11 protein-coding genes are annotated in these 13340 nt (G+C 68.7%); 7 read left to right on the top strand and 4 right to left on the bottom strand.

What is annotated here, in order from left to right:
- Positions 1-2: 2 nt before the first annotated feature.
- The 3 genes from QCD75_RS02450 to QCD75_RS02440 form a co-directional block, all read right to left on the bottom strand.
- Positions 3-989: a 1-phosphofructokinase family hexose kinase gene (locus tag QCD75_RS02450; protein ID WP_301225374.1), complete on the bottom strand. Its 987-nt coding sequence runs from the start codon at positions 987-989 to the stop codon at positions 3-5.
- Positions 986-1789, bottom strand: coding sequence for a DeoR/GlpR family DNA-binding transcription regulator (locus tag QCD75_RS02445; protein ID WP_301225372.1), 804 nt, complete (start codon positions 1787-1789; stop codon positions 986-988). Before QCD75_RS02445 ends, QCD75_RS02450 begins: the two co-directional genes overlap by 4 nt.
- A gap of 470 nt (positions 1790-2259) precedes the next feature.
- Complete coding sequence (locus QCD75_RS02440; RefSeq protein WP_226759824.1) at positions 2260-2523, bottom strand: DUF6458 family protein; 264 nt, start codon at positions 2521-2523, stop codon at positions 2260-2262.
- A 334-nt stretch (positions 2524-2857) separates the two neighbouring features.
- On the opposite strand from QCD75_RS02440, the gene QCD75_RS02435 reads away from it, so the two are divergent.
- The 4 genes from QCD75_RS02435 (at position 2858) to QCD75_RS02420 (ending at position 8383) form a co-directional block, all read left to right on the top strand.
- Entirely contained in the window at positions 2858-4078 is a 1221-nt protein-coding gene (locus QCD75_RS02435) for a beta-ketoacyl-[acyl-carrier-protein] synthase family protein (protein WP_301225368.1), read from the top strand.
- A 9-nt stretch (positions 4079-4087) separates the two neighbouring features.
- Positions 4088-4714 (top strand): alpha/beta hydrolase, encoded by a 627-nt coding sequence (locus QCD75_RS02430; RefSeq protein ID WP_301225366.1) that lies wholly within the window; start codon positions 4088-4090, stop codon positions 4712-4714.
- 527 nt (positions 4715-5241) lie between these two features.
- Positions 5242-5979: an HAD family hydrolase gene (locus QCD75_RS02425; RefSeq protein WP_226759344.1), complete on the top strand. Its 738-nt coding sequence runs from the start codon at positions 5242-5244 to the stop codon at positions 5977-5979.
- A 73-nt stretch (positions 5980-6052) separates the two neighbouring features.
- On the top strand, positions 6053-8383 hold the full coding sequence (locus tag QCD75_RS02420; RefSeq protein WP_301225363.1) for a glycoside hydrolase family 65 protein: 2331 nt from the start codon (positions 6053-6055) through the stop codon (positions 8381-8383).
- Between the two features lie 79 nt (positions 8384-8462).
- On the opposite strand, the gene QCD75_RS02415 is transcribed toward QCD75_RS02420, so the two are convergent.
- The gene (locus tag QCD75_RS02415) at positions 8463-9890 is read right to left on the bottom strand and encodes an MFS transporter (protein WP_301225361.1); all 1428 of its coding nucleotides are present in this window, start codon (positions 9888-9890) and stop codon (positions 8463-8465) included.
- A 228-nt stretch (positions 9891-10118) separates the two neighbouring features.
- Here QCD75_RS02415 and QCD75_RS02410 point away from each other — a divergent pair, with 228 nt between their 5' ends.
- The 3 genes from QCD75_RS02410 to QCD75_RS02400 all read left to right on the top strand — a co-directional run bounded on the left by QCD75_RS02410 (position 10119) and on the right by QCD75_RS02400 (position 13250).
- On the top strand, positions 10119-11492 hold the full coding sequence (locus tag QCD75_RS02410; RefSeq protein ID WP_301225359.1) for an NAD-dependent succinate-semialdehyde dehydrogenase: 1374 nt from the start codon (positions 10119-10121) through the stop codon (positions 11490-11492).
- Between the two features lie 160 nt (positions 11493-11652).
- On the top strand, positions 11653-12510 hold the full coding sequence (locus tag QCD75_RS02405; protein ID WP_301225432.1) for a hypothetical protein: 858 nt from the start codon (positions 11653-11655) through the stop codon (positions 12508-12510).
- A complete protein-coding gene (locus QCD75_RS02400; protein ID WP_301225357.1) occupies positions 12501-13250 on the top strand; it encodes a LamB/YcsF family protein in 750 nt (249 codons plus the stop codon). The genes QCD75_RS02405 and QCD75_RS02400 overlap by 10 nt, the downstream gene beginning before the upstream one ends.
- Positions 13251-13340 lie beyond the last annotated feature (90 nt).

Genomic DNA, 13340 nt, shown 5'->3' with positions numbered 1-13340 from the left:
TGTCAATCCTTCCGGAGGGCCGTGATGGTTACGGCATCGGGGGTAGTTTGGTGGACCGCCGGGACTGTGGAGCCCGGCAGCGAAGCGGCGGCGGCACCATGGGCCACAGCCTGACGGAGGCAATCGGCCGGGGCGGCGCCCTGGCTTGAGGCGAGCAGGTAGCCGGCCAGCGAGGAATCGCCCGCGCCCACCGTGCTCACCGCAGTAACCGGCGGATGCGTGGCCAGCCACGCGCCGTCGGCCGTTACAAGCACCGCACCCCTGGAGCCGAGCGTTGCGAGCACGGCACCCACTCCGGACCGCACGACGGCGGCGGCGGCCACCGCGGCAGCCTCCGGATCCGCTTCGAGTTCCTCGGCGGATTTGTGCGTGGCGAACCCGGCTGCGGCAGCCAGCTCCACCAGTTCCTCGGCGTTGGGTTTGAGGAGATCCGGTTTCCCCAGCGCGTCGCCGGAGATCGCGGCGGCGAGCGGTTCGCCGGAGGAATCGACGGCGATGAGGGGGACCTCGTTGCCGTGATCCATGGAGCGCAGCCGCCGGGTGACGGTGGCGTAGAAGTCGGCCGGGACCCCGGGTGGGAGCGAGCCGGCCAGGACAACCCAGCTGGCACCGCGTGAGTGGTCCAGCAGCAGCCCGATCAGGGCTTCCTGCTGGTCCGCGCTCAGCACCGGGCCGGGTTCGTTGATTTTGGTGGTGACGCCCCCGGGCTCGGTGAGTGCCACATTGCTGCGCAGCGGCGCGCCAATCGGGAGTGCGGCAAACGGGACGTCGCCTTCCCGGAGCCCGGCAAGGACCGGGTCCGCCTCGGCTCCGGGCAGGACGGCGACCGTCTTCAGGCCGGAGGCGACGAGGGCACGGGAGACGTTGACTCCCTTGCCGCCGGATTCCTGCCGGACGGAGACGGCCCGCTGGACTTCGCCGCGGAGCAGTGGGCCGGGCAGCGCCACGGTGCGGTCCAGGCTCGGGTTGGCGGTCAGGGTGACAATCATGCGACCACCACCTCCACTCCGGCATCCGCGAGGGCGTCGGCCAGCTCCTGGCTGGGTTTCGTGTCAGTGATCAAGGTGTCCAGATCTTTCAACGAGGCGAACTGGACCAGTGTTTCGGTGTCCAGCTTGGAGGCATCAGCCAGCACCACAATGCGGCGCGCTGATTGGACGAAGGCAGCCTTGACAGCTGCTTCTTCAGGATCGGGAGTGCTCAGCCCGAAGGCTGCATGGATGCCGTTGGTGCCGATGAAGGCGATGTCCGGGCGGATCCGGCGGGCGGCTTCCACGGTGGACTGGCCAACGGCGGCCTGGGTGATGCCGCGGACCTTCCCGCCCAGCAGGTGCAGGGCGATGCCGGGTTCGCCGGACAGTCTGGCCGCGATGGGCAGCGAGTGGGTGATGACCACAAGTTCCGCACCGGGTCCTGAAATGGCCGCCGTTGCTGCAGTCCGGGCGGCCAGGAGCTCCGCGAGGTACTCGGTGGTGGAACCGGCGTCGATCAGGATGCTGCCGGTCCGGTCCTGCGGGATGAGTGCCAGGGCGGCTTCGGCGATCCGGGTCTTTTCCGGCTGGTGCTGATCAGTCCGGACCAGGATGCTTTCCTCGTTCGTGCTGAAGCGGTCCGGGGATACGGCGCCGCCGTGGACCCGGCGCACGCTGCCGGCGGCTTCGAGGGCGGCGAGGTCCCGGCGGACGGTCTCGGTGGTGATGCTGAAACGCTCGGCGAGGTCCGTAACGCTGGCACGGCCGCTGGCGGTGATGAGCCCAACGATCAGCTGTTGGCGTTCCTCGGCGAACACTGGCTCTCCCTTGCGTCAGTACAGCGGGCCTTCCTGCCACTCCCGTGATAGCCATCACAGGTAGTGGAGTTGATTGACTTTATCTTTGCATTTGTGGCTTTGTCAATGGAAAACAACATGAACGCAGAAGAGTTACCGCCCCTCCCGGGGGACATGCCCAGTGTTCAGGGTGAGGAGTGGGCACATTGGGACTATGTCCAGCCGCGGCTCCGCGGGCTGGGCATGCGCGGGCGTGCGGCCGTGAGTCGTTGGACATGTCCGGTCTTTGCGCCGGGGAGTGGGCATATTGGAACTATGTCCAGCCGCGGCTCCGCGGACTGGGCATGTGCTCTCCGGGGGCCGCGGCCGGGGGAGCCTGCGCGGAAGGCCGGGTGGCCCATATGGCAGATGCCGGGCCAGACCCTGGGTCCGGCCCGGCATCCGGGTCGTTCGTGCGGCGGCGCACCGCGGTGCATTGTGGCGCCCTGGGACTAGATGCCGGCGTCGCGGCTCTCGTTGCGGGTGATGGTCTCGCCGGTGTTGGGATCGACGACGGAGCGGGTTTCACTGACCCGGCGGGTGCGGCTGCGACCCGGAGAGGCCAGGACCAGGGATGCAATCAGTCCGATCACGCCCACCGCCATCAGGATGTAGCCGATCATGGTCTGGTCAACATTGGGGATCAGTCCGGGGGTGACGGCCCACGCCAGGATGGCGCCGAGGGCGATGAGGAAGATTGCGGAACCGATTCTCATGACTTGCTCCTTGTGTCCGGTATGACGGATAGGTATTGCTAAGCATGCTGTCCAGCGTCACGCTACAGCCCGGTGTGTGTTGTTTCAACGATCTGGACGCCGCCACACCGGTCAGTCTTGCCCGGCCCGGGGCTTAACTTCGCACCTTCGGGCCGCCCGGCGCAGCAGATCGCACGTATTCTTAAGGGGCAGGGCGGTGGCGCTCCATGCACCCCGCCCCGCCCGCAGCCCGCCCGCATCCAGCTTCCTGCCCGCTCCCGCACCCCGCCTGCCCCTTCCCGCCCCCGCACTTCCCGCGGGTCCGCGGCGGCTCTCACAGAAATACCGGTTACCCATGCCTGAAGGTTCACCCAAAGTCGTAGTCACCGGACTGGGTGCGGTGACCCCAGTTGGCGGCACCGCAGCCGAGACCCGGGCCGCGCTGCTGGCCGGACGCTCCGGAATCGTGGCCCTCGACGACGACTGGGCCCAGCCGCTGCCCGTCCGCATGGCCGGCCGCGTGACCGTTGACGTCGCATCGCTGCTGTCCATCCCCGAATACAAGAGGATGGACCGGTGCGGGCAGCTCGCCCTGATCGCAGCCCGTGAAGCGTGGGCGCAGGCCGGCCGTCCGGAGGCTGACCCGGAGCGCCTGGCGGTGGTGATCGGCTCCGGTTACGGCGGCCTGGACACCACCCTGGACCAGACCCGGACGCTGGATGCCAGCGGCCCGCGCAGGGTCTCCCCGCACACCCTCACCCGGATCATGGCCAACGGCCCCGCGGCCTGGGTCTCCATCGACGTCGGCGCCAAAGGCGGTGCGCGCACCCCGGTGAGCGCCTGCGCCTCCGGGGCCGAAGCCATCTCGCAGGCGGCGGACATGATTCGGTCCGGCGCGGCGGACGTTGTGATCGCCGGCGGCGTGGATTCCTGCATCAACGGCCTGATTGTCAGCGGGTTCGCGCAAATCCGGGCCCTGTCCACACGCAACGGGGACCCGCAGTCCGCCTCCCGGCCCTTCGACCGGGACCGGGACGGATTCGTGCTGGCCGAAGGCGCCGCGGTCCTGGTCCTGGAACGTGAAGACCATGCCCGCGCCCGCGGGGCCGAAATCCTGGGCGTCGTGGCCGGGACCGCGGTGACGTCCGACGCCGTCGACATCGTCGCTGCCGATCCGGCCACCCAGCGCCGGGTGATGGAAAAAGCGATCGCGGCCGCCGGCCTGGGTGCCGCCGACATCGGCCTGGTCCATGCGCACGCAACCTCCACGCCGGTCGGTGACCGCCTGGAAGCGGAAGCGATCAAGGCCGTGCTCGGAACCCAGGTTCCTGTCACGTCCACGAAATCCCTCACCGGGCACCTCCTCGGCGGCGCCGGCGCGCTCGGAGCCATCGTTATGATCCAGGCCCTGAAGACCGGCGCGGTTCCCGGCATCAGCAACCTGGACCAGCCGGATGATGGGATCGACCTCAACCTCCTCCACAGAACTGTTGAGAGCCAGCCGGCCCGGGCGGGCATCGCCAATGCCTTCGGATTCGGCGGCCACAGCACCGCGCTGGTGATCACCGAAAGCTAGGCTGTTCCGATGGAGACAGTCGTCTGGTCCAAGCCGGAACACGAACGCGCCGGCACGCCGCTGCTGGTGATGATGCACGGCTACGGCCGGGATGAATCCCGGATGGTGAAACTCTTCGACCGCCTGCCAGCCGGGTTCAGTTGCGCTGCGCTGCGCGGCCCCAAGGTGATCGGGGACGGCTACGGCTGGTTCCTGTTGGACTACTTCCTGACCCATGACTTCGCCGACGTCATCTCCTCCACGAATGCGGTCTTCAACTGGATCGAATCCGTCAAGGACCAGCACAGCAGCGTCAGCCTGCTCGGCTACTCCCAGGGCATGGCAATGGCCACCACCCTGCTGCGGCTGCGGCCGGCGCGGTTCCAGGCCGTCGTCGGGCTGTCCGGCTTTGTCCTGGAAAACGAACTCCTGGCGATGAGCGAATCGTTCGACTCGCGGCCGCCCTTCTTCTGGGGCCGGGACCGGGAGGATCTGGTGATCAACGACGCAGCCACGGACCACACCGAGGAATGGCTCCACGAGCACACGCAGCTCACGGCGCGGACCTACCCCGGAATGGGCCACGCCATCTCGGCGGCCGAACTGGTGGACGTCAGTGCCTTCCTCCGCCATTACGTGCTCCGCCAGGAGAGCTGAAACCGGCCCTGTTCATAGCCCGCGGCGCGCCCGCGCGACAGGGGCAAAGGACCCAAGTTCATTCATCCAGTTGCGCGCCAATTTTGTCAGCGTTTAGACTTGTCTTTGGCCATGTTCACGGCCCACAACTTCAGGGGGAAGAAAGGGCTGAGCCCGTGCTGCAGGCCAGGACGCCGCGTGCCACCATTCAGGAGGCCGGCGCACTTTCCATCTGCACCGCCTTCCGGGCCCTCCGGAACCCGCCGAGCATCTCCCGGCCAGTGGCCCAGCAAGGCGCGATTGCACCCAGACTGCTGATTGCAAGACTCCACGGCCACGGACTTCCACATCCCCCATCCAGCCACGTGCTGGGGACCAAACAGGCTGACCGCAGGAACACCCGCCGCCGGCGTTGACCAGCGCCCGGCCCGGGGCGCGCCCGCGGCCCGGAACCTCCGGGGCTTCCCCTCTCCACGGCGCCTCCCGCCGCCGGCCCGCCCGCGCGCCCCACCCACTTCGCTACCGCCGTCTGAAAGGACAACCGATCCATGACTGAGCTTCCCAACAGCACCCCGTCAAGCTGGACCGGGGCCGCCGCGATTCTTTTTGACCTCGACGGCGTCCTGACCCCCACCGCGATCGTGCACGAGCGCGCCTGGCAGGAACTCTTCGACGGATTCCTCGCGACCGTGCCCGGGGTGCCCGGATATCGGGAAAGCGATTATTTTGACCACATCGACGGGAAACCGCGCTTCGACGGCGTCCGCGACTTCCTGGCCTCCCGGAACATCGTCCTGCCGGAGGGCCCGCTGGATGACGACCCGGCGCACAACACCGTCCATGGCCTGGGCAACCGCAAGAACAAGGTCTTCAACGACATCGTCGAGGCCGGCGGTGTTAAACCCTACGAAGGCTCCGTGCGCTTCATCGATGCCGCACTGGCCCGCGGGCTCAAGGTCGCCGTCGTCTCCTCCTCCCGCAACGCCCCGGCCGTACTGAAGGCCGCAGGACTCTCCGACTACTTCCCGGTGGTGGTCGACGGCGTCGTCGCCGTCGCCGAGGGGCTGCCCGGCAAGCCCAGCCCGGCGACCTACGAGTACGCCGCCCGGCTCCTGGGCCTGCCCAGCGAGGACTGCGTCGTCGTCGAGGACGCGGTCTCGGGGGTCCAGGCCGGACGGGCCGGGAGCTTCCACTCGGTGATCGGAGTGGACCGCGGCGCCGGCCGGCAGACCCTGCTGGACGCCGGCGCCACCCTCGTGGTCAATGACCTCGACGAGCTCCTCTAGCCCGGCTTCCGCCCGCACTGCCCCAGCGAACACTTTTCACCGCAAGACTTTACCGCCTGAAGGAAACCCCACCATGGCTCTCATCACCTCGGACCGAGCACGGTTCCCCAACGACCCCTGGCAGCTGGTCGAGACCGTCCACCTCCCCGGCAACGCCGGCACGCTGGAGACGCTCTTCAGCCTGGGCAACGGCCACCTCGGCATCCGCGGCGCCCACTGGTCGGCCGCCGACGCCGATCTTCCGGGCAGCTTCATCAACGGCTTCCATGAGACCTGGGACATCAAACACGCGGAGAACGCCTATGGCTTTGCCCGCACCGGCCAGCGGATCCTCTACATCCCGGATGCCAACAACTTCACCGTGGTCATCGACGGCGAGACCCTCAGCCTGGACGAATCCACCGCGCTGGACTACCGGCGCAGCGTCGACTTCGCCACCGGCGTCTACGAATGCCGGATCACCTGGCTGTGCCGTTCCGGCGCCACCGTCACCACCACCGAACGCCGCGCCGTCGGCTACGAGTCCCGCGGTGCGCTCGGCATCTCGCTGGAACTCGCCGCGGACCGTGACATCTCCGCGGACGTGACCTCCTCGGTGATCAACCGCCAGGACCAGCCGGTGGATGACCACTCGGCCCATGACCCGCGCCGTGCCGGCCGGCACGCCGGCCGGGTGCTGCTTCCCATCCGGCTCGACGGCGGCGACGGCTCGCTGCGCCTGTCCTGGGAGACCGCGGAATCCAAGCAGCGCATCGGCCTGGCCGTGGACCACTGGACGAACGCCGGGGTGCAGCCCTTCGACACCCAGGTGCACGAGGACGACAGCAGCGTCCGCTACGTCCTGGCCGTCGGCGCCGACGAGCCGTTCCTCCTCGAGAAGAGCGTCAGCTACGCCGTCGGGCAGTCCTCCGAGGACCTCGCCGACGACGCGGAGGCAGGCCTTAGGCCGCTCGCGGAGATCTTCGCCGAAAGCGCGGCGCACTACCGCGAGTACTGGACCACGAGCGACATCGTCCTGGCCGGCCAGACCGAACTCCAGCAGGCCGTCCGTTGGAACCTCTTCCAGCTGGCCCAGGCCACGGCCTGCGCCGACGTTGCCGGCATCCCGGCCAAGGGCGTCAGCGGCTCGGGCTACGACGGGCACTACTTCTGGGACCAGGAGGTGTACCTGATGCCGTACCTGACGTACACCAGTCCGGGCAACGCCCGCCAGGTCCTTGAGTTCCGCCACGAGATGCTCCCCGAGGCCAAGGTCCGCGCCGAGGAACTCAGCGTGGACGGCGCCCTCTTCCCGTGGCGCACCATCAACGGACTCGAAGCCAGCGCCTACTACGCCGCCGGCACGGCGCAGTTCCACATCGCCGCCGCGATCGCCTTCGCCACCAACCGCTACATCTGGGCCACGGGCGACCAGGCATTCCAGGAATCCCTGGGCTCCGAACTGCTGATCGAGACCGCCCGGATGTGGGTCTCCCTGGGCTTCTTCGGCAAGGACGGCCTCTTCCACATCCACGGTGTGACCGGCCCGGACGAGTACACCGCCGTCGTCAACGACAACCTGTACACCAACGTCATGGCCCGGTTTAACCTGCGCGCTGCGGCGGCCCTGGACCATGTGGGGATCGACGACGCCGAACGCCAGCTCTGGGAGCAGGCCGCCAACCGGATGCAGCTGCCCTACGACGAGGACCTCCAGGTGCACTCGCAGGACAACGACTTCATGACCCTGGAACCGTGGGACTGGGCCACGCCCCGGTCGAAGTACCCGCTGCTGCTGCACTTCCACCCGCTGGTGATCTACCGCCACCAGGTCCTCAAGCAGGCGGACAGCGTGCTGGCCATGTTCCTGCAGTGGCAGGACTTCACCGCCGAGGAAAAGCGTCGCGCCTTCGACTTCTACGATCCGATCACCACCGGCGACTCCACCCTGTCCGCCTGCGTGCAGGGCATCATGGCCGCTGAGGTCGGCTACGCGGACGCGGCGCTGGACCACTTCACGCACGCGCTGTTCATCGACCTGGACGACACGCACGGCAACACGATCGATGGCGTGCACATCGCCTCCACCGGCGGGGTGTGGAGCTCGCTGGTCAGCGGCTTCGCGGGCCTGCGCGACCAGGGTGCGGTGCCGTACTTCGACCCGCGGCTGCCCTCCGAATGGGACGGTCTGTCCTTCCACCTGAAGATCCAGGGCCGGCTGCTGGAGCTCGACCTCGAACAGGGCGCCATCAGCCTGACCGTGCGGAAGGGCGCACCGCTTGAGGTTGATGTGCGCGGCGAACTGCTCACGATCGACGGCGACACGGTGCGGGTTCAGCTGGCACCGGTTGCCGCGCCGGAGCCGACCATCTTCCCGAGCGGACTTCCGACGGCGTCGATCCCGATCGTGCGCGCCGCGGTCTAACCTCCGCCAAAGCGACGCGGGGTCATTTAGCGCCCATGATCCGCACCGACATGGGCGCTAGCTGACCCCGCGTTGGTTCTCAACTGCCCGCGCGGCGGTCACCGGAACTGTCCGCGGCCCCGATGTCTCCGGGGCCTTCGCCAGCGCCGAAGCTCTCACGGCCGTTGTCCAGCGGATGGGCGAGTTCGTCGGCCGGCATCCGGGCGACGGCGGTGGCGATAACGGCCATCACCGGGCACACCGTCCCGGCGGCCAGGAAGATCAGCCACACCGGCAGCACCTCGGCGGCGGGGCCGGTAAGGGCCATGGAGACCGGCATCAGGGCGAGGGAGACGAAGAAATCCAGGCTCGAGACGCGGCCCAGCAGGTGCGGGGGCACGCGGCGCTGCAGGAGGGTCCCCCAGATGACCATGCCGACGCCGCCGGTGGCACCGAAGATGAACAGGGCCGCGGCCAGCGCCCAGAAGTTGTCCATGATCCCGACGGCGGCGAGCGGCAGGCTGCCCGCTCCCCAGGACACCATCATCACGGTGAGGTAGCGCCGGGGGAGCGGGAACGAGGCCGTGGCCAGGGAGGCAGCGGCACCCCCGACGCCCATGATGGCGAGCAGGAAGCCGAACATCCGGGAGTCGCCGCCCAGCTGGTCGCGGACCACAAACGGCAGGAGCACCTCAATGGGGCCGATCAGGAACAGCACGGAGATGCAGGCCCACAACAGGGTCCACAGCAGCCAGGGGGTGCGGATCGTGTAGCTGACTCCCTCGCGGAGATCGTGCAGCAGGGACGTCCTGGCACGTTCGCCCGGGCCCGAATCAATGCTCTCCTTCGGACCCTCCGCGCCGTCCGCCTCAGCGCCTCCAGCCTCCGCGCCCGCCCCCGTTCCGGGCACGGCTTCCGCGCGTTCCACTCCGGTCCGGGGCTGGCGCCGGAGCAAATTGAGGATGGAAAACGCCAGCAGATGGCACACGGCCACTCCCGTCACTGCGTGCGCGGGGGAGAGGGCGGCGACCAGGATGCCTGCGACGGCGGGGCCGGCGGCCTGCTGCAGCAGGGGCCGCATGCTCCCTTCCATGCCGTTGGCCGCCAGCAGATCCTCCGCCGGCAGGATCCGCGGGAGGATGGCGGAATAGGCGGGGAAGAAAAACGCGGCCCCGACTCCGAGTACAAACGCGCCGAACGCGAGGTGCCAGAGCTGCAGCAAGCCCAGGATGGCCAGCCCGCTGATGCTGGCGATGACGGCGAGGTTGGCGCCCTCCACCGCGATGATCAGGAGCCGCTGCGGGAACCGGTCCGCCGCAATGCCGCCCGCGAGTACAAACGCGACCAGGCCCACGCTTCCCGCCCCCGCCACGAGGGAGAGCTCCAGCGGGCCTCCGCCGAGATGGATCACCTCATAGACCATCGCCACGGCCCACATCCCGGAGCCGAAAATGGAGATGGCCAGAGCCGCAATCAGCACACGGTATTCCCGGTGCGCAAACGGACGGAGGGCCCTCAGGGAGCGCATGGCTCCAGTCTAGGTGCCCGTCCCGCCCGGGAACCGCGAATTCCGGCCGCGAAGGGTCCGATGGAATAGGCGGCGGGGTGTCCGGGTTGCCGCCTAGTGGGACGGGCCACCTCATCGGGTCAGCCCGTTCCGACGTACTGGGCCCGGAAAGCCGCCTTGCCGCCACAACGCGGCGGCGGCCGCCGGCCTGATTGAGCTCGACTACCCAGAATCGGAGATGGTGGATTAATGACTGCCTACAAGACAGTGAACCCCGCGACCGGAGAAACGTTGAAGGAATTCCCGCTCGCTACCGCGGGCGAGGTCGAGCACGCGCTCGCGGCCTCGAAGGACGCCTTCAGGGACTGGCAGACGGCCCCGGTGGAGGCTCGGGCCAAGGTAATTGCCCGCGTGGCCGAACTGTACCGGGAACGCCGCGACGAACTGGCCCGGCTGATTGCCACGGAGATGGGCAAGCCCCTGGCCCAGTCCCGGGGCGAAGTGGGCCTCGTGGCCGACATCTACTCGTACTACGCGGAAGAGGGCCCGTCCTTCCTCCAGGACGAAGTGCTCGACGTCAAGGGCGGCGGCGAGGCCATTGTCCGCTCCGCACCGGTCGGGCCACTCCTGGGCATCATGCCGTGGAACTACCCCTACTACCAGGTGGCGCGGTTCGCGGCACCCAACCTGATCCTCGGCAACACCATCCTGCTCAAGCACGCCGGCAGCTGCCCGCAGTCTGCCCTCGCCATCGAGCGGATCTTCAAGGATGCCGGACTCCCCGAGGGTGCCTACATCAACCTGTTCCTGAGCAATGAGCAGGTTGCCGAGGTCATCGCTGATGACCGCGTCCAGGGTGTCTCACTGACCGGCAGCGAGCGGGCCGGCTCGGCGGTTGCGGAGGTGGCCGGCCGGAACCTGAAGAAGTATGTGCTGGAACTCGGTGGAAGTGATCCCTTCATCGTCCTCGACTCCGGCGACCTCGACGCCACCGTCAAGGCGGCGGTCAGCGGGCGGATGGGGAACGCCGGGCAGGCCTGCACCGCCTCGAAACGCTTCATCATCCTCGAGGACCTCTATGACGCGTTCGTGGAGAAGTTCACCGCCAAGATGTCCGCGATCAAGCCCGGCGACCCGCTGCTGGCTGACACGCGGTTTGGCCCGCTCTCCTCGCAGAGCGCCGCCGACGGCCTGGTCGAGCAGATCCAGGACGCCGTGGACAAGGGTGCCACACTGCGGACCGGCGGACACCACGTGGAGGGTCCCGGCGCCTACGTCGAGCCCACCGTGCTGACCGATGTGACCCCGGGGATGCGGGCGTTCTCGGAAGAGCTCTTCGGCCCGGCGGCGGTCATCTACAAGGTCGCCAGCGTGGAGGAAGCCATCGAGCTGGCCAACGGCTCCCCGTATGGCCTCGGCGGCGCGGTCTTCAGCACCGATACCGAGAAGGCCAAGGCCGTGGCGGACCGGCTGGACACGGGCATGGTGTTCATCAACTCCGTGGCCGAAACCCAGGCGGACCTGCCGTTCGGCGGAGTGAAGCGCTCCGGCGTCGGGCGCGAGCTGGCACGGTTCGGCATGAACGAGTTCGTCAACAAGAAGCTCATCCGGACCCCGCGCTAATTACGGCGGCATCCCGCGGGCAGTTGGGGGCGAATGCGCGACGCCCATCCGCCCCCAACTGCCCGCTCCCGTGCCTGCCGGGGCGCGGACCGACGGGCCCGTGCCCTAGTGTTAAGCCAGGACGAAGCTCAGCACACTTACGGTTCAGGGAGAGGCGATGATGGCCAAGCGAAGCAACCCGGCAATGCGAATTGCCCAGCAGTCAGCACACAACGCGATGTTCGACGCCCAGGGCAAGCCCAAGCCGGGCGTCCACAACGTGCTCCTGCGGGCCGTTGAAGTCCAGCGCCCGCTGGTGCTGGCGAATCTCCGCCGGCTCCAGCGAAAGCATCCGCACGCCACAGCGGCGCAGCTCGCCGCCACGCTGGAACGGGACTACATCATCGCCGTCACCGGCGGCGGCGCACTCGTGGGCGGAGCGGCCGTGATTCCCGGCGTCGGGACCGCAGCAGCGCTGGGCCTCTCGGCGGCTGCCACCGTTGGCTTCCTCGAAGCCACCGCCCTGTTCTCAACTTCCCTCGCGGAACTCCACGGCGTGCGGATGGTGGACCCCGAGCGGGCCAGTACCCTGGTCATGGCGATCATGCTGGGCGAGGAGGGCACTGCACTGTTGAGCTCGCTGAGCGGGCAGGCCGCGGGGCAGGGCAAGGGCCCCACGCAGGCCTGGGGTTCCCTCTTCGCCCGCCGGGCTCCGCTGGCCGGCTTTGGTTCGGTGCGGGAACGGATGCAAACGATGTTCCTGCGGACGCTGCTGAAAAAGCAGGGCACGGCCCTGCTGGGACGGGCGCTGCCGTTCGGCATCGGCGCCGTCGTGGGCGGCGTGGGCAACCGGATCATGGGCCGCGCCGTTGTCGCGAACGCGAAGGAGGCGTTCGGCCCGATGCCGCTGATTATCCCCGGGGAACTGGGGGCCATGGCGGAAGCCGAATCCCCGGCGGCAGTGCACGGCCGGGCCCCCAAGGACGCCAAGGACGCCAAAGACAACAAAGCGAACGGGGGCGGCACATTTTGGATCTGAACGCTGACCTGGGGGAGTCCTTCGGGACCTGGACCATGGGCGACGACGCCGCGATGTTCCCGCTGGTTACAAGCGCCAGCGTCGCCTGCGGGCTGCACGCCGGGGACCCGGTGACCATGCTGGACACCTGCCGGGCTGCCTACGAGCTCGACGTCCGCGTGGGCGCGCACCTCGGCTACCCGGACCTCGCCGGGTTCGGGCTCCGGGCCATGGACATCACCTTCGACGATCTCTTCGGCGCCGTGCTGTACCAGCTCGGCGCCCTGGACGGGGTTGCGCACGCCGTCGGGGCCTCGGTGGACTACATCAAGCTGCACGGGGCGCTCTACGACCGGACAGTGCGCGACGCCGAGCAGGCCTCCGCCGTCGTCGCCGCCATCCAGGCCTACGATCCGGGACTTCCCGTGCTGGGCTTCCCGGGCTCCGCCCTGCTCGGCATCGCCCAGGAGGCCGGCCACCCGGTCTTCGCCGAAGCCTTCGCCGACCGCGCCTACCTGCCCGACGGCACCCTCGTGCCGCGCTCGCAGGACGACGCCCAGCTGCACGACGTCGGCCAGATCACCGAACGCGCCGTGCGCCTCGCGACGAAAGGCGAAGTCGAGGCCGTGGACGGCACCGTGCTCCGGATCGAACCGCACTCGCTGTGCATCCACGGCGACGCTCCCGGCTCGGTCGCCACCGCCGCAGCGATCCGCGCGGCCCTCGAAAGCGCAGGTGTGGAGCTGGAGAGCTTCGCCTGAGCCCGGCCTGGCCGGTCCGTGGCCGGATCCCCCCGCAGGGCTCCTGCCCAGTGCCGTAAGGCCCTATCGGGGCCGAAGTACGGCCCATAG

The sequence above is a fragment of the Arthrobacter sp. PsM3 genome (assembly GCF_030433895.1).
In the GTDB taxonomy this organism is placed as follows: Bacteria; Actinomycetota; Actinomycetes; order Actinomycetales; family Micrococcaceae; genus Arthrobacter.
Note: the sequence above shows the minus strand (reverse complement) of the source record. Positions and strands in the feature narration are given on the sequence as shown.

Bases quoted from the DNA above. Each gene is read 5' to 3' on its own strand.
- QCD75_RS02440 (WP_226759824.1), bottom strand. From the start codon at position 2,523: ATGAGAATCGGTTCCGCAATCTTCCTCATCGCCCTCGGCGCCATCCTG.
- QCD75_RS02420 (WP_301225363.1), top strand. From the start codon at position 6,053: ATGGCTCTCATCACCTCGGACCGAGCACGGTTCCCCAACGACCCCTGG.
- QCD75_RS02405 (WP_301225432.1), top strand. From the start codon at position 11,653: ATGGCCAAGCGAAGCAACCCGGCAATGCGAATTGCCCAGCAGTCAGCA.
- QCD75_RS02410 (WP_301225359.1), top strand. From the start codon at position 10,119: ATGACTGCCTACAAGACAGTGAACCCCGCGACCGGAGAAACGTTGAAG.
- QCD75_RS02415 (WP_301225361.1), bottom strand. From the start codon at position 9,890: ATGCGCTCCCTGAGGGCCCTCCGTCCGTTTGCGCACCGGGAATACCGT.
- QCD75_RS02425 (WP_226759344.1), top strand. From the start codon at position 5,242: ATGACTGAGCTTCCCAACAGCACCCCGTCAAGCTGGACCGGGGCCGCC.
- QCD75_RS02430 (WP_301225366.1), top strand. From the start codon at position 4,088: ATGGAGACAGTCGTCTGGTCCAAGCCGGAACACGAACGCGCCGGCACG.
- QCD75_RS02435 (WP_301225368.1), top strand. From the start codon at position 2,858: ATGCCTGAAGGTTCACCCAAAGTCGTAGTCACCGGACTGGGTGCGGTG.
- QCD75_RS02450 (WP_301225374.1), bottom strand. From the start codon at position 989: ATGATTGTCACCCTGACCGCCAACCCGAGCCTGGACCGCACCGTGGCG.